This window comes from Pseudomonas sp., assembly GCF_048269965.1.
Taxonomy (GTDB): domain Bacteria; phylum Pseudomonadota; class Gammaproteobacteria; order Pseudomonadales; family Pseudomonadaceae; genus Aquipseudomonas.
Genome location: NZ_JBLWTV010000020.1, coordinates 59,023 through 79,111 on the forward strand (window position 1 = coordinate 59,023; position 20,089 = coordinate 79,111).

18 protein-coding genes are annotated in these 20,089 nt (G+C 64.7%); 8 read left to right on the plus strand and 10 right to left on the minus strand.

The annotated features are described in order from the left end of the window. Positions 1–36 precede the first annotated feature (36 nt). The 6 genes from ACN0X6_RS19920 to ACN0X6_RS19945 all read right to left on the minus strand — a co-directional run bounded on the left by ACN0X6_RS19920 (position 37) and on the right by ACN0X6_RS19945 (position 8,820). A complete protein-coding gene (locus ACN0X6_RS19920; protein WP_417706630.1) occupies positions 37–2,022 on the minus strand; it encodes an acetyl-CoA carboxylase biotin carboxylase subunit in 1,986 nt (661 codons plus the stop codon). A gap of 227 nt (positions 2,023–2,249) precedes the next feature. Beyond that, on the minus strand, positions 2,250–3,050 hold the full coding sequence (gene atuE, locus ACN0X6_RS19925) for an isohexenylglutaconyl-CoA hydratase (RefSeq protein ID WP_417706631.1): 801 nt from the start codon (positions 3,048–3,050) through the stop codon (positions 2,250–2,252). 180 nt (positions 3,051–3,230) lie between these two features. Further along, positions 3,231–4,388 carry a citronellyl-CoA dehydrogenase gene (gene atuD, locus ACN0X6_RS19930; RefSeq protein ID WP_417706633.1) on the minus strand — a complete coding sequence of 386 codons (1,158 nt, stop codon included), beginning with the start codon at positions 4,386–4,388 and terminating at the stop codon, positions 3,231–3,233. An 81-nt stretch (positions 4,389–4,469) separates the two neighbouring features. Further along, entirely contained in the window at positions 4,470–6,086 is a 1,617-nt protein-coding gene (atuC, locus tag ACN0X6_RS19935; RefSeq protein ID WP_417706634.1) for a geranyl-CoA carboxylase subunit beta, read from the minus strand. 4 nt (positions 6,087–6,090) lie between these two features. Next, the gene (locus ACN0X6_RS19940; protein ID WP_417706635.1) at positions 6,091–6,960 is read right to left on the minus strand and encodes an SDR family oxidoreductase; all 870 of its coding nucleotides are present in this window, start codon (positions 6,958–6,960) and stop codon (positions 6,091–6,093) included. 42 nt (positions 6,961–7,002) lie between these two features. After that, on the minus strand, positions 7,003–8,820 hold the full coding sequence (locus ACN0X6_RS19945) for an acyclic terpene utilization AtuA family protein (RefSeq protein WP_417706637.1): 1,818 nt from the start codon (positions 8,818–8,820) through the stop codon (positions 7,003–7,005). Positions 8,821–9,041: 221 nt separating this feature from the next. Here ACN0X6_RS19945 and ACN0X6_RS19950 point away from each other — a divergent pair, with 221 nt between their 5' ends. The 3 genes from ACN0X6_RS19950 (at position 9,042) to ACN0X6_RS19960 (ending at position 11,433) form a co-directional block, all read left to right on the plus strand. Beyond that, on the plus strand, positions 9,042–9,665 hold the full coding sequence (locus ACN0X6_RS19950) for a TetR/AcrR family transcriptional regulator (protein WP_417706639.1): 624 nt from the start codon (positions 9,042–9,044) through the stop codon (positions 9,663–9,665). Positions 9,666–9,752: 87 nt separating this feature from the next. After that, positions 9,753–10,538 (plus strand): substrate-binding periplasmic protein, encoded by a 786-nt coding sequence (locus tag ACN0X6_RS19955; protein ID WP_417706683.1) that lies wholly within the window; start codon positions 9,753–9,755, stop codon positions 10,536–10,538. Positions 10,539–10,614: 76 nt separating this feature from the next. After that, positions 10,615–11,433, plus strand: a complete 819-nt coding sequence (locus tag ACN0X6_RS19960; RefSeq protein WP_417706641.1) for a substrate-binding periplasmic protein — start codon at positions 10,615–10,617, stop codon at positions 11,431–11,433. On the opposite strand, the gene ACN0X6_RS19965 is transcribed toward ACN0X6_RS19960, so the two are convergent. The 4 genes from ACN0X6_RS19965 to ACN0X6_RS19980 form a co-directional block, all read right to left on the minus strand. Next, entirely contained in the window at positions 11,384–12,142 is a 759-nt protein-coding gene (locus tag ACN0X6_RS19965; protein ID WP_417706643.1) for a CPBP family intramembrane glutamic endopeptidase, read from the minus strand. The two genes, ACN0X6_RS19960 and ACN0X6_RS19965, sit on opposite strands and share 50 nt — an antisense overlap. Positions 12,143–12,301: 159 nt before the next feature. Then, entirely contained in the window at positions 12,302–12,475 is a 174-nt protein-coding gene (locus ACN0X6_RS19970; RefSeq protein ID WP_417706644.1) for a DUF2897 family protein, read from the minus strand. 54 nt (positions 12,476–12,529) lie between these two features. Further along, a complete protein-coding gene (eutC, locus tag ACN0X6_RS19975; protein WP_417706646.1) occupies positions 12,530–13,294 on the minus strand; it encodes an ethanolamine ammonia-lyase subunit EutC in 765 nt (254 codons plus the stop codon). Then, positions 13,294–14,688 carry an ethanolamine ammonia-lyase subunit EutB gene (locus tag ACN0X6_RS19980; RefSeq protein ID WP_417706648.1) on the minus strand — a complete coding sequence of 465 codons (1,395 nt, stop codon included), beginning with the start codon at positions 14,686–14,688 and terminating at the stop codon, positions 13,294–13,296. Before ACN0X6_RS19980 ends, eutC begins: the two co-directional genes overlap by 1 nt. Before the next feature lie 261 nt (positions 14,689–14,949). Here ACN0X6_RS19980 and ACN0X6_RS19985 point away from each other — a divergent pair, with 261 nt between their 5' ends. The 5 genes from ACN0X6_RS19985 (at position 14,950) to ACN0X6_RS20005 (ending at position 20,055) form a co-directional block, all read left to right on the plus strand. After that, positions 14,950–16,224, plus strand: a complete 1,275-nt coding sequence (locus tag ACN0X6_RS19985) for a sensor histidine kinase (protein ID WP_417706685.1) — start codon at positions 14,950–14,952, stop codon at positions 16,222–16,224. After that, positions 16,221–17,138 (plus strand): response regulator, encoded by a 918-nt coding sequence (locus ACN0X6_RS19990; RefSeq protein ID WP_417706687.1) that lies wholly within the window; start codon positions 16,221–16,223, stop codon positions 17,136–17,138. Before ACN0X6_RS19985 ends, ACN0X6_RS19990 begins: the two co-directional genes overlap by 4 nt. Positions 17,139–17,379: 241 nt before the next feature. Further along, on the plus strand, positions 17,380–18,081 hold the full coding sequence (gene pyrF / locus ACN0X6_RS19995) for an orotidine-5'-phosphate decarboxylase (RefSeq protein WP_417706650.1): 702 nt from the start codon (positions 17,380–17,382) through the stop codon (positions 18,079–18,081). Between the two features lie 203 nt (positions 18,082–18,284). Further along, positions 18,285–19,046, plus strand: coding sequence for an SDR family oxidoreductase (locus ACN0X6_RS20000; protein ID WP_417706651.1), 762 nt, complete (start codon positions 18,285–18,287; stop codon positions 19,044–19,046). A 112-nt stretch (positions 19,047–19,158) separates the two neighbouring features. Next, complete coding sequence (locus ACN0X6_RS20005; RefSeq protein ID WP_417706653.1) at positions 19,159–20,055, plus strand: bile acid:sodium symporter family protein; 897 nt, start codon at positions 19,159–19,161, stop codon at positions 20,053–20,055. Positions 20,056–20,089 lie beyond the last annotated feature (34 nt).

The following is a 20,089-nucleotide window of genomic DNA, read 5'->3' on the forward strand; positions in this document are numbered from 1 at the left end:
GTGCGCACCGCCTGTCAATCCAGGTGCGCGCGCACCCTACGAAGCCGCTTCGATTTCCACCAGCAACTGACGGTTCTTGACCTGCTCGCCCCGGCTCACGCCAACGCGACGGACGATACCGTCGACACCGGCCTTGAGCGGGTGCTCCATCTTCATCGCCTCCAGCACCACCAGCAATTGTCCCTTGCTCACGCTGTCGCCTTCGGCGATCAGCACGTCGACGATGGCGCCATCCATCGGTGCCTTTACCGCGCCGCTGCTGGCGGCGTCCTGCCCGCCGGCCGGCTCGTGGGTGACGTCCAGCAGTTCCAGGTTGCCGTGTTCACCGTAGAGCCACAGGCGCTCGCCTTCGATGTGGTAGGCCTGGCGGCGGCGCACGCCGTCCAGTTCCAGGGTCAGCCAACGACCGTCGCTGGCCAGCAGGCGCACAGACAGCTGCTCTTCACCCCGGTGCACGCGAAGCTGCGCTTGTGGGCCGCTGGCGAGCACGTCCAGTTCCACAGCGTGTCTGTGCTCCCCCTGCTTGAGAACGAAACGCCAGGGCGCGCTGCCCGCGCTACGCCAGCCGGACAGGCCGGGCTGGTGCGCGCGGGCGTTGGCCGAGGCCTGATAGAGCAGGGCGGCGGCCATGGCCAGCTCGGCCAGGCTGGCCCTGTGCGGGTGCAGGCTGGGATCGGCGGCAAAATGCTCGGCGATGAACGCCGTGGTGGCGTTGCCGGCGGCGAACTGCGGGTGCTTGAGCAGGTTGGCGAGGAAGCGCTGGTTGCCGTTCACGCCGAGCAGCACGCATTGCTCTACGGCGCGCACCAGCTTGCGCCGGGCTTCGTCGCGGGTTTCGCCGTAGGCGATGACCTTGGCCAGCATCGGGTCGTAGAAGGGCGTGACCGCCTGGCCCTCGACCAAACCGTGATCAATGCGCACGCCGGCCAGTAGCTCGGGCTCCCAACGCAGCACCTGGCCGGTTTGCGGCAGGAAGCCGGCGGCCGAGTCCTCGGCGTACAGGCGCACCTCCATGGCGTGGCCGCTGAGGCGGATTTCGTCCTGCTGCAGCGGCAGGGGCAGACCGGAGGCCGTGCGAATCTGCCAGGCCACCAGATCCTGCCCGGTGATCAGCTCGGTGACCGGGTGCTCCACCTGCAGGCGGGTGTTCATTTCCAGGAAGAAGAACTCGCCGCTGGCGTCGAGCAGGAACTCCACGGTACCGGCGCCAACGTAGTTGACCGAAGCCGCCGCCTTCACCGCCGCCTCGCCCATGGCGCGGCGCAGCTCGGGCGTCATCACCGGGCAGGGCGCTTCCTCGACCACCTTCTGGTGGCGACGCTGCACCGAGCAGTCGCGCTCGCCAAGGTAGACGATGCTGCCGTGCTGGTCGCCGAAGACCTGGATTTCCACATGGCGTGGGCGGATCACCGCGCGTTCGAGGATCAGCTCGCCGGAGCCGAAGGCGTTCTGCGCCTCCGAGCGAGCGGTGCGGATCTGCCCCAGCAGTTCGGAGGATTCATGTACCAGGCGCATGCCACGGCCGCCGCCACCGGCGCTGGCCTTGATCATCAGCGGGTAGCCGATGCGCTCGGCTTCGCGGACCAGGGTGTCGTCATCCTGGGCGGCGCCTTCGTAACCGGGAATGCAGGGCACGCCGGCTTCCAGCATGGCGATCTTGGACAGGCGCTTGCTGCCCATCAGGTGGATGGCCTCTACGGTCGGGCCGATGAAGACGATACCGGCCGCCTCGCAGGCGCGGGCGAAGTCGGCGTTCTCGGAGAGGAAGCCATAGCCGGGGTGGATGGCGTCGGCGCCGGTCTTGCGCGCGGCCTCGATGATGGCGTCGATGCGCAGGTAAGACTGGCTCACCTGTGCCGGGCCGATGCACACGGCTTCGTCGGCGATCTGCACGTGACGGGCATCGGCATCGGCCTCGGAGTACACCGCCACGGTGCGGTAGCCGAGTTCGAGGGCGGTGCGCATCACCCGGCAGGCGATCTCGCCACGGTTGGCGATGAGGATCTTGTTGAATGCGGGCATCTTCGTGCTCCTGTGGGACGATCCCCGGATTGCATCCGGGCTAGGGTGTTCTGGCGCAGGGTGGATCGCGCTTCATCGATCCACCGTTTGTGTCATTGGTGGATGTGAAGAGCGACGGCTGCGCGCCCCGACCCACCCTAGGTTCTGGTTTGCGTGGGAGGGGCTTTAGCCGCGACGAGGCTACAGGTCGCGGCTGAAGCGGAGCGCCGCCGGGCCCTCCAACAGAGTCAATCTGCAGCCCACTTCGGCTTGCGCTTCTGCACGAAGGCCAGAGTGCCTTCGGCGCCCTCGGTGCCGGTCACTGCAGTGGCGAACTGTTCGGCGGCGCGGTCGAGCAGCGGGCCGAGCGCTTCGCGTTCGCTGGCCAGCAGCAGGGCCTTGGTCTGGGCGTTGGCCTGTGGCGCGCATTGGCGAATCTGTTCCAGGGTCTCGTCCAGGCGCTGCTGCAGGGCGGCGTCATCGCTTTCGCAGTAATGCACCAGGCCCAGGCGCAGGGCATCAAGGCCGTTGAAACGGGCGGCGGTCAGGGCCAGGCGGCGGGCCTGGGTCAGGCCGATGCGATGCACGACGAAGGGGGCGATCTGCGCCGGCAGGATGCCCAGTGTGGTCTCCGGCAGGCCGAATTTGGCGCCGCTGGCGGCGATGGCCACGTCGGACACGCAGGCCAGGCCGAAACCGCCGCCGAGCACGGCGCCTTCCAGCACCGCCACCAGCACCTGCGGCGCGGCCTGGGCCTCTTCCAGCAGCGCACCGAAGGCGCGGTTCAGCGCGCGGTAGGCATCGCTACCTTTGGCGCGGGCACCGGCCATGTCCTTGATATCGCCACCGGCACAGAAATGGCCGCCCGCACCGCGCAGCACGAGGGCGCGCACGTTCGGGTCATGGCGCACGGCTTCGAGGGTCGCGCGCAGTTCGCCGACCATGGCCAGGCTCATGGCATTGCGGCTGTCCGGACGGTTGAGGGTGATGTGCAGCACACCAGCATCGAGGTCGAGCAGCAGGGTGTCGCAGTGGGGCAGGTCGTTCATGGATACACCTTTGATTTCGGTGATTCGCGGCTGAAGCCGCTCCTACGGTGCGTAGGGTGGACGTCGCTTTTTACGTCCACCGTCATGGTGGATCGATAAAGCGTGATCCCCCCTACGATCAAACCTTCCTTATGGCCTGCCGTCCCTGGCGGCCACCCTTCGGGCCGTCGCTGCGCGACGTTATTTTTTCTTCCCCGGCAGGATGCCCATCAGCTTGCAGATGATGCCGAGCATGATTTCGTCGGCACCGCCGCCAATGCTGACCAGGCGCACGTCGCGGTAGGCGCGCGACACCGGGTTGTCCCACATGAAACCCATGCCGCCCCAGTACTGCAGGCAGGCGTCGGACACCTCGCGGCCGAGGCGCCCGGCCTTGAGCTTGGCCATCGATGCCAGCTTGGTCACGTCGCGGCCTTTCACGTATTGCTCGGTGGCCTGGTACACCAGCGCGCGCAGGCACTCGATCTCGGTCTGCAGCTCGGCCATGCGGAAGTGAATGACCTGGTTGTCGATCAGCGGCTGACCGAAGGTGTGGCGCTGCTTGCAGTAGTCGATGGTGGTGTCGACGCAGTGCTCCAGGCCCTTGATCATGTTGGCCGCGCCGAACAGGCGCTCTTCCTGGAACTGCAGCATCTGCATCATGAAGCCGGCGCCTTCGTGGCCGATGCGATAGCGCTGTGGCACGCGCACGTTGTCGAAGAACACCTGGGCGGTTTCCGAACTGCGCATGCCGAGCTTGTCCAGGTGCGGGCTCACCGTGATGCCCGGGGTCTTCATCGGCACCAGGATCAGCGATTTGTTGACGTGCGGCTTGTCGTCACTGGTGTTGGCCAGCAGGCAGATGAAGTCGGCTGACGGCGAGTTGGTGATCCACATCTTGCTGCCGTTGATCACGTAGTCGTCGCCGTCCTTGCGCGCGGTGGTCTTCAGACCGGCCACGTCGGAGCCGGCACCGACTTCGGAGACGCCGATGCAGCCGACCATTTCGCCAGTAATGGCCGGGCGCAGGAACGCTTCGCGCAGCTCATCGGAGCCGAAGCGCGCCAGGGCCGGGGTGCACATGTCGGTCTGCACGCCGATGGACATGGGGATGCCGCCGCAGTGAATGGTGCCGAACTCTTCGGCAGCAACGATCGAATAGCTGTAATCCAGGCCCATGCCGCCGAATTTCTCCGGCTTGGAGATGCCCAGCAGGCCCAGCTCGCCGGCCTTCCTGAAGATGTCGTGGATGGGGAAGCGGCCTTCCTTTTCCCACGCATCGACGTGCGGATTGATGTCCTTGTCGACGAAGTTGCGGACGGTACGGCGGAGTTCTTCGTGTTCCTGGGTGAAGATCATTGTTGTTGTACTCCGTATCGAATGGGTCGGTAGGGCGGGTGAAACCCGCCGCATGCTTTGCGGGTTTCACCCGCCCTACGGTCAGAATCGCGCCACGCCGAAGCTGCTTTTCTTCAATGGACGCAGGTTGGCCTCGGCACAGATGTCCAGCAAGAAGCCCAGCAGCTTGCGCGTATCACGCGGGTCGATCAGGCCGTCGTCCCACAGGCTGGCGGTGCCGTACAGCGCGGTGGACTGGCTGTCGAGCTTCTGCGCGGTGACTTGCTCGAGCATGTCGAGCATTTTCGGATCGGCTTCCTTGCCTTCCTTGGTGTGCTTGTCCTCGGTGACGATGCGCAGCACCTTGCCGGCCTGGGCACCACCCATCACGGCGGTCTTGCTGTTGGGCCAGGCGAAGATGAAGCGCGGGTCGAGGCCTCGGCCGCACATGGCGTAGTTGCCGGCGCCGTAGGAACCGCCGACGACGATGGTGAGCTTGGGCACGGTGGCGTTGGCCACGGCCTGGATCATCTTCGAGCCGTGCTTGATCACGCCGTTCTGCTCCGACTCGGTACCGACCATGAAACCGGTGGTGTTGTGGAAGAACAGGATCGGTGTGTTGCTCTGCTCGCACAGCTGGATGAACTGCGCTGCCTTGGCCGCGCCCTGCGGGGTGATCGGGCCGTTGTTGCCAATGAAGCCGCAGGCCAGGCCTTCGATCTGCAAGTGGCCGCAGACGGTCTGGCTGTCGAACTCGTTCTTGAAATCGAGGAACGCCGAGCCATCGGCGATGCGCGCGATGATCTCGCGCACGTCGTAGGGCTTCTTGGCGTCGGCCGGTACCAGGCCGAGCAGTTCCTCGGCTGGGTACAGCGGTTCGCGCCAGGTTTTCGCCGGACGCGCCGGTAGCTGCTGGTTCCAGGGCAACATGGCGAGGATCTCACGCGCCAGGCGCACACCGTCGGCGTCGTTCTCGGCCAGGTACTCGGCGGTGCCGGCGACCTGAGCGTGCATCTCGGCGCCGCCGAGTTGCTCGTCGGTGGCGATCTCGCCGGTGGCGGCCTTGAGCAGTGGTGGGCCGGCGAGGAACATCTTGGCCTTGCCGCGTACCACCACCACGTAGTCCGACAGGCCGGGCTGATAGGCCCCGCCGGCGGTGCTGGAGCCATGCACCACGGTGATCTGCGGCAGGCCCATGGCCGACATGCGCGCCTGGTTGGCGAAACCGCGCGCACCCTCGACGAAGATGTCGGCGGCGTAGTTGAGGTTGGCGCCGCCGCTTTCTGCCAGGGTCACCACCGGCAGTTTGTTCTCGAAGGCGATCTGCTGCAGGCGCAGGGATTTCTTCAGGCCGCTGGGGGAGATGGTGCCGCCCTTGATCGCGCTGTTGTTGGCAATTACCAGGCAACGCACGCCGGCGATGTAGCCGATGCCGGCGATCAGGCCGCCGCCGGCCTGGCTGCCGTCCTTGTCGTCATGCAGCTTGTAGCCGGCCAGCGAGGCCAGCTCGAGGAACGGCGCACCGGCATCGAGCAGCAGGTTGATGCGTTCGCGCGGCAGCAACTGGCCGCGCTTCTCGAACTTGGCCTTGGCTTCCTGCGCCTTGTCCTGCACCTTCTGCTCGACGTCGCGGAAGGCCGTGATGGCCGCCAGCATGGCCTCGCGGTTCTGCGCGAAGGCGTCGCCATGCACATCGATTTCCGATTGGATCACGGGCATCGCCTTACTCCTGATCTTTCAATACATCGGGCACATAGGCCCGATGGAAACCGTTGTAGGGCTCGCTGTTTCTCGCCTTGCCCAGCGTCCAGGCGCGGGTGCCCTGGCTGGCGGCGCCATCGATGCGGATGCAGTTGCCGCTGATGAAGTTGGCGCCGGGGCTGAGCAGGAAGACGATGGCTGCGGCTACCTCGGACTCGCTGCCGATGCGCTGCAGCGGCACGTGATCCTTGAGGTTGCGGATCATGTTCTTCATCGACTCGGGGTAGGTGTCCATGCCGCTGGAGGCGATCCAGCCCGGCGCCACGGCGTTGACCCGCACGCCAGCGTGGCCCCATTCGTAGGCGGCGGTCTTGGTGAAGTTCTCCATGCCCGCCCGCGCCGCCCCCGAGTGGCCCATGCCGGGCATGCCGCCCCACATGTCGGCGAGCATGTTGACGATGGCGCCACCGTGCTTGCTCATGCTCTGCAGGAAGACTTCCCTGGCCACCAGAAAACCGCCCACCAGGTTGGTGCGCACCACGGTCTCGAAGCCTTTCTGGTTGATGCCGATCAGCGGCGCCGGGAACTGGCCGCCGGCGTTGTTGACCAGTTGATGGATGCGCCCGCGCTCCTCGATCACTGCAGCAATCATGGCCTTTACCGCGTCTTCGTCGCGGATGTCGCAGACCTGGAAGCTGGCGCTGCCGCCGTCTTCGATGATCTCGGCACAGGTCTTCTCCAGCTTTTCCTGCTTGCGCCCGACCAGCACCACATGGGCGCCCAGGTAGGCCAGCTCGTGGGCCACGCAGCGACCGATGCCGCTGCCACCGCCGGTGACCAGGCTGGTCTGATCATTGAAAAGACCGGGTTTGAATACGGAGTCGTAGCTCATTGTTCTGGTTGTCCTGAGTGATACCGGTGCGCGCAGCGCACCCTACGGGGTGTAGGGTGCGCCGTGCGCACCAGTCAAGGTCCCGGCCAGCGCCCCGGGCACCGGTACCGGGAATTCCAGCAGTTGCTGAGCGAAGGCCTTGCCCTGCGGGTCGATGCGCAGGCTGGCGACGCCACCACCGCCCAGCGCGTTCTCCAGCAGAAAGTTGAGGCTGTGGCTGCCCGGCAGGTACCAGCGGCTGACGCGACCCTGCTCGGCATCCAGGGTATGTGCCATCCAGCTGGCCACGGCTTCGGGTGTCAGCGCAGCGGCTATCCACGCCAGGTATTCGGGCTTTCTGGCCATCACGCCGATATTGCTGTGGTTGCCCTTGTCGCCGGAGCGCGCCACGGCCAGGCGGATCAGCGGTACGGTAGCGTCCGCTTCGCCCATGGGCACGGGCAGCGCGGCCGGTGCGCGCAGTTGAGCCGGGTCGAAGGCATCGACCTGGGGCAGGGCGACCGGCTGGCGCTCGCCATCGATCTCGACGCCCAAGGCGCAGGCACTCTTGTCCACCAGGAAGCTGAACAGGCGGATCACCGGGTAGACGGTAGGGCGCCCGCCGACGATGCCGGTCAGGCCCGGCGCCATGCCGGTGGCGGCCTGGGCGATCTCGCGGGAGAAGAGGATCAGCGCCTCCTTCCTGGCATGGCGTGCGGCGATCTTCACCACCACCTCGCGGCTGTCCTGGTGCTGAGCGTGGGCGCCATAGGTGGCCTCGCTGCCGAGCAGCTCGACGCTGACCTCCTGGTAACGGCCCCAGCCACGCTCGGCGAACATCTCTTCGGTCTTGTTGATGATCGCCTGGCTGACCCGCTCGGCCTTGGCCACGGCATCGATACCCGCGAGCAGGAAGCTGGCAGTGCAGCGAAAACCGTCCGGGTGCGTGGCGCTGACCTTGTACTGATCGCTAGGCGGCAGGCCGCGCGCGCCCTGCAGCTGCACGCGGTTGTCGCCGACCTGGCGCAGTTCGACCAGGGTGAAGTCGCAGATCACGTCCGGCAACAGATAGGCGCGCGGGTCGCCGATCTCGTAGAGCATCTGCTCGCCAACGGTAAAAGGCGTGACCAGGCCGCCGGAGCCCTCGGGCTTGGTCACGACGAAACGGCCATCGCTTTCGACTTCGACGATGGGGAAACCGATGTGCTCGTAATCCGCTACGTCGCGCCAATCGGTGAAATTGCCACCGGTGCACTGCGCGCCGCATTCGATGATGTGCCCGGCCAGCGCGGCCTGGGCCAGCTTGTCGTAATCGCTCCAGGCCCAGTCGAACTCGTGCACCAGGGCGGCGCTGACCACGGCGCTGTCGACCACGCGGCCAGTGATGACGATGTCGGCGCCCTGTTCCAGCGCGGCGACGATGCCCGGCGCGCCCAGGTAGGCGTTGACCGACACGCAGAAGGGCGGCAGCGCGGCGCCTGTGAACATCTCGCGGGTGTCGGCCTTGACCAGCTCGCCAAGCTTGGGTTGCAGGTTGTCGCCGTGCAGCACGGCGATCTTCAGTTGCACGCCGGCCTGCTCGCAGGCAGTGCTCAGGGCGGTGGCACAGGCCATCGGGTTGACCCCGCCGGCGTTGCTGATGACGCGGATCTTCTTCGCCGCCAGCTCGCCCAGCAGCGGCGTGAGCACCTCGACGAAATCACGGGCATAGCCATCGTCAGGCTTCTTCATGCGGGCGCCGGCCATGATCGACATGGTGATCTCGGCCAGGTAGTCGAACACCAGGTAATCCAGTTCGGCGCCATGAACCAGCTGGGCGGCAGCAGTGGAGGTGTCGCCCCAGAACGCGGAGGCGCAGCCGATGCGTACGGTTTTGCTCATTGGAATTGGCCCGTCACACATTGAGAAGGTGAGCTCACACTACCAAGCAAGCGCTTGGTTTAAAAGTGGCGAAAGACGCCAATTCGGCCAAAAATGCGCCCAAGCGCTTGCTTGGTCAGCTCTCGCCGCATACATTTCGTCAAGCAAGACAAGCACTTGCCGGCAGCATAGAGAATTCATCAGAACAATCGCCGTGCAGGGCAATCAGGGGAGAAGTCAGCGTGGACGAACACAGAGCCCAGGCCGTGATGCAGGAACTGGTCGCCAGCGGCCAGGTAACCGATCCGGACAGTGCCCGCGGCAAGCTGTTGCAGATGGCCGCCCACCTGTTCCGCAGCAAGGGGTACGAGCGCACCACGGTGCGCGATCTGGCCGCTGCCATCGGCATTCAGTCGGGCAGCATCTTTCACCACTTCAAGAGCAAGGACGAAATCCTGCGCTCGGTGATGGAGGAAACCATCGTTTACAACACCGCCCTGATGCGCGCTGCACTGGCCGAGGCGCAGGGCACCCGCGAGCGGCTGCTGGCGCTGATCCGCTGCGAGCTGCAATCGATCATGGGCGGTACCGGCGAGGCCATGGCGGTGCTGGTCTACGAATGGCGTTCGCTTTCGCAAGAGGGGCAGGCACAGGTACTGGCCCTGCGTGATACCTACGAGCAGATCTGGTTGGCGGTGCTGGGCGAGGCGCGTGAGGCCGGTTACTTCAGGGGCGATCCCTTCATTCAGCGGCGTTTTCTCACCGGTGCGCTGAGCTGGACCAATACCTGGTTCCGTTCGCAGGGACCCATGACGCTGGATCAGTTGGCCGAAGAAGCATTGTCATTGGTATGCAAGGAAGCCTGAGGCTAGGATAGGAGCATCTGCCGGTTTTCGGCTCGAACACGGGCGTTGGGGTACTCCCGCGTTGTCATCCGTGACGAGAGGTCGAGTTTGCGCGCACTAGCCTTTTGCCTGTTGTGCTGTCTGTGGCTGTTGCATGTACCTGCTGCCGTTGCGCTGCAGGAAATACGCGTCGGCGGCTATCACTTCCCGCCCTATCTGGACAAGCCCGAATCATCCTATCCGCAAGGTTTGGTGCCCGAATTGTTGCGCGCGCTCAACGCGTCGCAGCAGCAATACCGTTTCGTGCTGGTGCCAACGTCGGCGACCCGCCGTTACCGCGACCTTGAAAGCGGACGCTTCGATCTGATGTTCTTCGAGTCCAGTCGCTGGGGGTGGCAGGGCACGTCATACCTGGCCCTGGGGCTGGATATCGACGATGCGGAAGTCTATGTCGCTGCGGCGGAGCCGGGGCGTGGGCAGGACTATTTCGAGAATTTCAGCGACAAGCGCATGGCGCTCTACAACGGCTATCACTACGGCTTCGCCAGTTTCGACGCCGACCCTGACTACCTCGCGCGGCAGTTCAACGCGCTGCTGACCTATTCCCACGACAGTAACCTGCGCATGCTCCTGGCGCGACGCGTCGATATCGCCGTGGTGACGCGCTCGTATCTGGAGCTGTTTCTGGATCGGCACCCGGAAATGCTGCCCGATTTTCTGGTTTCCGATCGCCCCGATCAGCTCTATCACCACCAGGTGCTGCTGCGGCCCAAGGGGCCGCTGAGCCCGGCCGAAGTTGCCGAACTGTTGAACCGGCTGCAGGCCAGTGGTGAACTAACCAAGCTACTTGGGCGCTATCGTCTGACATTGGGTAACAAAGTGTCAGTAGAGTGAAAATCCATCTGGTCGGTCAGGAGAGACTGGAGTAGTGTGCAGCTCACTGAGAGAAGGAATTTTTTGGGGACTCGACATGCGGCATGCGCGGTGCTGGTTTCATGGATGTTTGGGTGCCTTGTGTCTCTTGCTGGTGGATCCTCTGCATGCGGCCGACGTGGTCAAGGTCGGTGGCGCGCACTTCCCCCCCTATGTGATCAAGTCCAACCTGCACGACTCCAGTGGCCTGCTACCGCAGCTGCTCGAAGCGCTCAATCGAGAGCAGAGCGAATACCACTTCACCATGTTGCCCACCGCCATCGTGCGTCGTTTCAGCGATCTGCAGCGTGGGCGTATCGATATGGCGATTTTCGAGAATCCGCAATGGGGCTGGCAGGACATCGACGCTGAAGCCGTCGATATGAGGCTGGAAGATGCTGAGTTGTTCGTCGCCAGGAACGAGGCGCTGCGCGACCAGCGTTACTTCGAGCAGCTCGAAGGCAAGCGCCTGGCGCTTTATCGCGGCTATCACTACGGTTTTGCCCAGTTCAACAGCGACCCGGAGTTCCTTACCAGCGCCTTCAATGCCAGCCTTGGTCACTCCCACGACAGCAACCTGCTGATGGTGATACGCGGGCGCGCCGATGTCGCGCTGGTGACACGCTCCAATCTCTATGACTTTCTCGAGCGCAATCGCGAGTATGCACGGCAGTTACTGATCTCCGAGCGTGTCGATCAGGTCTATCGCCATCATGCGATGATTCGCGCCGGCGCACCGATAACTCCTGAACGTTTCGCCGCCCTGCTCGAGCAGTTGAGGGCGAAAGGCGAGCTGCAACGCATCTTTTCGCCTTACCGCATTGCCGTCACGCCAGACGTAGCGGATAGCTCAACAGCAATATATGCAGAAGATTGACCGCTGTGTGCAGGGCGATGGCCAGGCTCAGGCGGCCGCTGCAATGAAAGGCCAGCCCATAACCCAGCCCCGCGCAGGTCGCCACCACGGCGAATAGCGTGCTGAAGGGCAGATGCGCCGAGCCGAACAGACCCGCCGTCAACAGCAAGCCAGGCCAGATGCCCAGGCGCTTGATCAGGGCGGTCTGGAGCAGGCCGCGAAAGAGCAATTCCTCCGCCAGCACCGTTACGCCGAGATTGACCGCCAGCCACAGCAGCAGGCCCTGCGGCCATTTGGGTTGCCAGGTGACCAGGCCCAGCGCCATGGCCAATAGCGGCACCAGCAGCAGGGTGGCGACGCACGTCAGCCAGGCATGTTTCTGCGAAATCACAGGGCTGCGTGGCTGCCCCAGCCACCAGGCGAGCAGGGCGCTGCCCAACAGCAGTTTGTCCCAGGACAGGCGCAGGCCATAGGGAGCAGCATCGTGGCTGATGAGACGTGGCTGCCACAACTGCCAGGGGCTGAAGCCGGGTATGAGGTGCGCCGCCAGGGCGATTGCGCCGAGCAGGATCAGAGGCAGCCACAGCCAGTTGGGCAGGCGCGATTGTCCGGCCAACAGGACGATGACGAATGCGCTGCCCAGCAGCAGGCCGAGGGGGTGGATGAAACCCAGGCCGGTGCCCAGCGCCAGGGTCAGAGCAGGGAGCAGCAAGCGCAGATGCAGGGGCATGGCACCTCCTCCTGAGAAGGCGCGCAGTCTAACAGGCAGTCGAAAAACTACCTCGGCTTTGGCTCCTGCATCCATGCAGTCGTCGCCTACGTTTTTCATCCACCTGCTAGCAGGCTGCGTTGCGGGCAGTCTTGGCGTTACCTGACGGGACGAGTGCGTTCAGCGCTGACGCTCGCTCTCGTCCTTGGCTTCCTGCTCGATGGCGCGCTTGCGCATGCGTTCGAGCTGGTCTTCGCTCAGGGGCATTTTCTTGGCGCTGCTGCGCAGCACCAGCAGGCTGCCGATCACCGAGCCGAATACCAGCACCAGCAGCAGCCAGACGTACCAGGGCATGACGACTCCTCACAAGGAATGGAGCTGTCACCATAACGCGCGTTCAGGTTCTTGTCAGTCTGCCTGTAGGACCGGGCGCAGGTTGCTGTCGTCCTTGAGCTGCACGCCGCTCAGTTGCAGGCGTAGCGCCTGGCGCGCCAGGTAGTCGAGTTTGTGTGCTGCCAGCTCGTAGGGCAGACCCTCGGGACGCACATTGGAGATGCAGTTGCGTGCGCTGTCCAGGCAGCCTACGCGCGGTGCGTAGGTCAGGTACAGACCGAGGCTGTCCGGCGAGGTCAGGCCAGGACGTTCGCCGATCATGACGATCAGCAGACGCGCGCGCAGCGCTTCACCTATGCCATCGCCAATTGCCACGCGGCCTTGCTCGGCCAGCACCACCGGAGTGTTGGCCCAGTCGGTGTCGAAGCGCTCGCGGAAGGCTTGCAGCAGCGGCAGGGCGTGGCGCTGCACGGCGACGGCCGACAAGCCATCGGCCAGCACGATGGCGATTTCAGGGGCGGGCAGTTCGTGCTGCAGTTGCACCTGGCAGTCGCCGTGCAGATGACGGCCGTGATCCGGGCGCAGCAGGTAGGTCTGCCGGTCTTCGGCGTTGCTGCGTACTTTCAGGGTGCGAAAACCCGCCGCATGCAGTTGGTGCTTGAGTTCGCCGAAGTCCAGCGGGCGATGCACGGCATCGCGCGCCTGGGCATGGGCCAGGCCGAACTTCAGCACCTCGCGGGTGGGCAGGCTGCAACCGACGCGGCCAAGCGCGATACGTGCCGAGGTATGCGCGCGCAGCTCGTCCCAGGGGTTGTGCTGGATCAGGTCGATATCCTTCATCAGGCTGCTCCGGAGATCTGTGGCAACTGCTTGAGCAGATGATGAGCGCTACCGATCTCACGCAGTCGGCCGCCCGGTTCGGTAATGGCCATGCGCGCCAGCCAGGCATCGAACTCGGGTGCGCGTTTCAGGCCCAGCACATGGCGCAGGTACAGCGCATCGTGGAACGAAGTGCTCTGGTAGTTGAGCATGATGTCGTCGGCACCCGGGATGCCCATGATGAAGTTGATACCGGCCGCGCCGAGCAGGGTGAGCAGGCTGTCCATGTCGTCCTGATCGGCTTCGGCGTGGTTGGTGTAGCAGACGTCGCAGCCCATCGGTAGGCCGAGCAGCTTGGCGCAGAAGTGGTCTTCCAGGCCGGCGCGGATGATCTGCTTGCCGTCGTAGAGGTATTCCGGGCCGATGAAACCGACCACGGTATTGACCAATAGCGGGCGGAATTCGCGGGCCACGGCATAGGCGCGGGCCTCGCAGGTCTGCTGGTCGACACCATGGTGGCCGCCGGCCGACAGCGCGCTGCCCTGGCCGGTTTCGAAGTACATGACATTGTCACCCAGGGTGCCGCGCCCCAGTGACAGCGCGGCTTCATGGGCTTCGCGCAGGATAGCCAGGGATACGCCGAAGCCGGCGTTGGTGGCTTCGGTGCCGGCAATGGATTGGAATACCAGATCGATCGGCGCGCCAGCTTCGATGGCCTGTATCTGCGTGGTGACGTGGGTCAGCACGCAGCTCTGCATGGGGATTTCGAAGTGCTGGCGCACCTCGTCCATCATCTGCCACAGGCGCATCAGCGTCGGCAGCGAATCGCTGGCCGGGTTGATACCGACCGTGGCGTCGCCGGAGCCATAGAGCAGGCCGTCGAGCATGCTGGCGGCGATACCGCGCACGTCATCGGTGGGGTGGTTGGGCTGCAGGCGCACGGCCAGATGACCGGGCAGGCCCAGGGTGTTGCGAAAGCGCGTGATCACCTGGCACTTGCGCGCCACCAGAATCAGGTCCTGATTGCGCATCAGCTTGCTCACGGCGGCCACCATCTCCGGTGTCAGCCCGGCGGCCACGGCTGCCAGGCGTGCGCTGTCGGTCTTCTCCAGCAGCAGCCAGTCGCGCAGGTCGCCCACGCTCAGGTGGCTGATCGGGGCAAAGGCGGCGGCGTCATGGCTGTCGATGATCAGACGGGTGACTTCGTCCTGCTCGTAGGGAATCAGCGCCTCGTCGAGAAAGCGCGTGAGCGGCACCTCGGCCAGGGCCAGTTTGGCCGCCATGCGCTCTTCGTAGCTAGCGGCAGCCAGTCCTGCCAGGTAGTCGCCGGAGCGCGCCGGGCTGGCCTTGGCCAGCAGCGTCTTGAGGTCCGCGAAGCGGTAGACCAGGCTGCCGATGGTGGTTTGATAGGGCATGGCTGCGACCCGTTGCAAGAGGATGTGCTTGCCGTGCAGTGCTCATGCCAGCGGGCTTGCCGCCGGTGATTGGTGGTCCGCAGGCGCGGCCGAATATCTCGGAAGCCTGAAAACGGTGCAGGGCTGAGACTGGTGCATCAGATTAGCGCGTCGGCATCGTGATGTCTGTCACATGATGGCAACTTGGTGCTGTTTGAATGTCGGCTTTCCGATCGCACGGGGAGGCCGTTCGTGACCCATGCCAGAGCGCTGCAATCGCTGATGCGAGCCGTTACGCCGCTTGCCGCTGCGATGAATATCAACGAGGTTGCCGATCTGTTCCTGGCGGCTGAGCACCGCGCCTTTCTCTCTCTGCCGGTGGTCGATGAGCACAACCGGCCGCTTGGCCTGGTCAGTCGCGCCACCCTGCAGGACATCTTCATGCAGCGCTTTGGACGCGACCTGCGCGGTCGCCACCCGGTGGGCGAGGTGATGAACCAGGCGCCGCTGATCGTCAGCCTGGAAACCAGCCTGGAAGAGGCTGCCAAGCAGGTTACCGCGCAGTTGCAGTACCCGATCACCGAGGACTTCATCCTGATCGATGCCCAGGGTGAATATTGCGGTCTGGGCACGGTGCTGGATTTGCTCAAGGCCATGGAAGCGCGCGTTGCCCAGCGCAATCGTGTGCTGCGCCAGGCGTTGGTGGACCTCAAGGAATCCCAGGCGCAACTGCTGCAGTCGGAGAAGATGGCGTCGCTCGGGCAGATGGTCGCCGGCGTCGCCCATGAGCTGAATACGCCGCTGGGCTACGTGAAGAACAACGTGCAACTGCTGCGCGAGCTGAGCGAGCCGCTGTTCGAACTGGCCGCCGCGCAGGCGCGACTGGGTCAATGCCTGAGCGACCCGGATTGCGACGAAGCAAGCCTCGCCCAGGCCCTGCAGGCCGCCGAACAGGCTCGCCAGCAGGCGGCGCCGGAGCTGCTTGCCGAGGACCTGCAGCAGCTCTATGGCGACACCCTGTATGGCCTGGAACAGATTGCCGAGCTGGTGGTTGGCCTCAAGGATTTCGCCCGTCTCGACCGCGCCATGAGTGAGGAGGTCGACCTCAACGACTGCATCCGCAGCGCGCTGCTGATCGCCCGCAACCACATCAAGGACAAGGTCGAAGTGGTGCAGCAGCTCGGCGAGCTGCCGCGCATTGCCTGTGCGCCCTCACAGATCAACCAGGTGCTGCTCAACCTGCTGACCAACGCTGCACAGGCCATCGATGGTCTGGGACGCATCCAGATCCGCAGCTGGGCCGATGCCCAGGGCGTTCATGTGTCGCTGCAGGACAACGGCCGTGGCATGCCGCCGGACGTCATGGCGAAGATCTTCGATCCCTTTTTCACCACCAAACCTGTCGGCCAGGGCACCGGCCTCGGGTTGTCCATCAGCTACAAGATCGTCCAGGACCACGGCGGCCAGATTCGCGTCGCCTCCGAGCCCGGGCGTGGCACGCGTTTTCTTGTCAGCCTGCCATTGCCCGCTACCGTCGCCATGAAAAGGAGCGCCTGATGTCCGCACCCGTTCGCATTCTCTTCGTCGACGACGAGGAGCGCATTCTGCGCAGCCTTGCCCTGCAGTTTCGCCGTCACTACGAGGTGCTGACCGAGAGCGATCCGCTGCGCGCGCTGCAACGTCTGCGTGAAGAAGATATCCATGTGCTGGTCAGCGATCAGCGCATGCCGCAGATGAGTGGGGCGCAACTGCTGGCCGAGGCACGCGAGATTGCGCCGAACACGCTGCGCATCCTGCTGACTGGTTATTCCGATCTGGATGCTGCGGTGGAGGCGTTGAACAACGGCGGCATCTTCCGCTACCTGACCAAGCCCTGGGACCAACAGGAAATGGCCTTCACCCTGCGCCAGGCGGCTGAGCTGGCCGTTCGCCAGGCGCAGCCGCTGCAAGCTGTCGCCAGCGAAGGGTTGAGTGCACCGCTGTCGGTGCTGCTGCTGGACGACGAGCCGGACACGCTTGCCGTCGTTGGCGAGTTCTGCGTCGTGGGCGGGCATCGCCTGCTGCGCGCACGCAATCTGGCCGAAGCCATGCTGCAGCTCAACAACGAAGGCGCGGACATTCTGGTCAGTGACCTCAAGTTGGCCGGCGAAGACACCGCGCCGTTGCTCAAGACCCTGGCGCAAGCCCACCCGCGCCTGCTCAGCCTGGTGGTCACGCCATTTCAGGACACCCAGGCGCTGCTGCGTCTGGTCAACGAGGCGCAGATCTTCCGCTACCTGCCCAAGCCGATTCGTCGTGGTCTGTTCGAGAAGGGTTTGAAGGCCGCTGCCGAACAGGCGCTGATCTGGCGCGCTCAACCACAGCAGGTGGTTACTCGCCTGGCCGAGGTGCCGCGTGACGAGCGTGAGCAGGAGAAAGTGGGCAGCCTGATGGGCATGCTCGGGCGTCTGCGTGAGCGGCTGATCGCCTGACCGTTTGGCTGCCCTGAGCTTTCGCGGCTGAAGCCGCTCCTACGGGGCAAGGCCAGATTCGTAGAGCGGGTGAAACCCGCCAGAGGCGATTGGCGGGTTTCACCCGCCCTACCGATGCAGCATCCTCGGGTCCCTGAACGCATAGCGCGATTGCCCTGGACAGGGACTTCGGCCGCGACCAGTGACAGGATGCTTTGCGCTACAATGCGCGGCGTTTTTCATCCTGTTCGAGACCCACCCCATGCCTGTCTGCCAAACCCCGATCATCGTCGCCCTCGACTTTCCCAGCCGTGATGCCGCTCTGGCGCTGGCCGCTCAGCTCGATCCGGCGCTGTGCCGGGTCAAGGTCGGCAAGGAACTGTTCACCCGCAGTGGTCCGCAGGTGGTCGAGGCGCTGCAGGCCAAGGGTTTCGAGCTGTTTCTCGATCTGAAATTCCATGACATTCCCAACACCACGGCGATGGCGGTCAAGGCCGCTGCGGAGCTGGGCGTGTGGATGGTCAACGTGCACTGTTCCGGTGGTCTGCGCATGATGGCGGCCTGTCGTAACGAGCTGGACAAGCTCGCGGGCGCCAAGCCGCTGCTGATCGGCGTGACGGTGCTGACCAGCATGGAGCAGCAGGACCTGGCCGGCATCGGCCTGGACGTGCCGCCGCAGGAACAGGTGCTGCGTCTGGCCGGGCTGGCTGCCGAGGCCGGGCTCGATGGCCTGGTCTGCTCGGCGCAGGAAGCCAGCGCGCTGAAGGTCGCACAGCCGCAGCTGCAACTGGTGACACCGGGTATTCGTCCTGCCGGCAGCAGCGCCGATGACCAGAAACGCATCCTCACCCCGCGTCAGGCGCTGGATGCTGGCTCCGATTATCTGGTGATCGGTCGCCCGATCAGCCAGGCTGCCGATCCGGCCCAGGCACTGGCTGCGGTGGTTGCCGAACTGCAAGGCTGAGCCCTGTAGCCCGGATGAACTCCGGGGCTGTCTGATATGCCGTCCGATCTGTCCCTACCCGCTGATCGCGGCACCGCGCTGGTGGAGTCGCCATCAGCGCCCTGCATGACTCGCCACTCCAGAGCCTGATAGTGCTGCTCTGCGTGCGGCCGCCTGGCTAGACTCCTCGCCAATTCAACAAGAATCGCTGCGAGGAAGCAGACATGAGCATGACGTTCTCCGGCCAGGTTGCCCTGGTCACCGGCGCTGCCGCCGGTATTGGCCGTGCCACCGCCCAGGCCTTCGCTGCCGAAGGGCTCAAGGTGGTGGTTTCCGACGTGGATGTGGCCGGCGGCGAGGGCACCGTCGAGCTGATTCGTGCGGCCGGCGGCGAGGCCTGCTTCGTGCGTTGCGACGTGACCCGTGATGCCGAGGTCAAGGCGCTGATGGACGCCACCGTGGCGCAGTACGGCCGCCTGGACTATGCCTTCAACAACGCCGGTATCGAGATCGAACAGGGCAAGCTGGCCGACGGCAACGAAGCCGAGTTCGACGCTATCATGGGCGTCAACGTCAAGGGCGTGTGGCTGTGCATGAAGCACCAGATCCCCTTGCTGCTGGCCCAGGGCGGCGGCGCCATCGTCAACACCGCTTCGGTGGCCGGCCTGGGTGCGGCGCCAAAGATGAGCATCTACGCGGCCTCCAAGCACGCGGTGATCGGTCTGAGCAAATCTGCAGCGATCGAGTACGCCAAGAAGAAGCTGCGAGTCAATGCAGTCTGCCCGGCCGTGATCGACACCGACATGTTCCGCCGCGCCTATGAAGCCGATCCGAAGAAGGCCGAGTTCGCCGCCGCCATGCACCCCGTCGGGCGCATCGGCAAGGTCGAGGAGATCGCGGCTGCCGTGCTCTATCTGTGCAGCGACCACGCGGCATTCACCACCGGCCAGGCGTTGGCGGTGGACGGCGGGGCCACGGCGATATAAAGGCTCTATCCCGGTCGTCTGCAAGCAGGCTAAGGTTGGCTCGCAGGGCCACTGTCCGCAGTGGTCCTGACTCAGCACAATCCTGCCAGGTTCAACTGGAGCGATAACAATAATGACCGCCGATCCCTTGCTGACGTTTTTCCTTCCCGCTGCGCTGGGCATCATCATGCTCGGGCTTGGCTTGTCACTGAGCCTGGCCGATTTCGCCCGCGTGGCCAAATTCCCCAAACCCGTGCTGATCGGCCTGGCTTGCCAGCTGTTGCTGTTGCCGCTGGCGTGCTTCTTCCTGGCCAATGCCTTTGGCCTGGCGCCGGCACTGGCCGTCGGTCTGATGCTGTTGGCGGCCTCGCCGGGTGGCACCACCGCCAATCTCTACAGCCATCTGGCTCACGGCGACGTGGCGTTGAACATCACCCTCACCGCCGTCAACTCGGTGATCGCGATTCTGACCATGCCGCTGATCGTCAACCTGTCGCTGGCGTACTTCATGTCTGCCGATCAGGCCATCCCGCTGCAGTTCGCCAAGGTGGTGCAGGTATTCGTGATCGTCCTCGGCCCGGTGGCCATCGGCATGTGGCTGCGCAGCCGGTTTCCGGACTTCGCCGAGCGCATGCAGAAGCCGGTGAAGATCATCTCGGCGCTGTTCCTGCTGCTGATCATCCTGCTGGCAGTGGCCAAGGACTGGCGCACCTTCGTGGAATACGCGCCGTCGGTGGGTGGGGCGGCACTGGCGTTCAACCTGTTGAGCATGGCGGTAGGCTACTGCGTACCCAGGCTGCTCAAGCTCAATCTGCGCCAGGCCATTGCCATCGCCATGGAGATCGGCATCCACAACGGCACCCTGGCCATCGCCCTGGCCCTGAGCCCGGCGCTGCTGAACAACCCGACCATGGCGATTCCGGCGGCCATCTATAGCCTGATCATGTTCGTGACCGCAGCGCTGTTCGGGCTGTGGGTCAACCGCGTGCATGGCACCGAACTGGCCCACGACGCGGTGGCCGAACGCTAGGGGGCGCTGCACGCACCGGAAAGGCCGCGTGGCT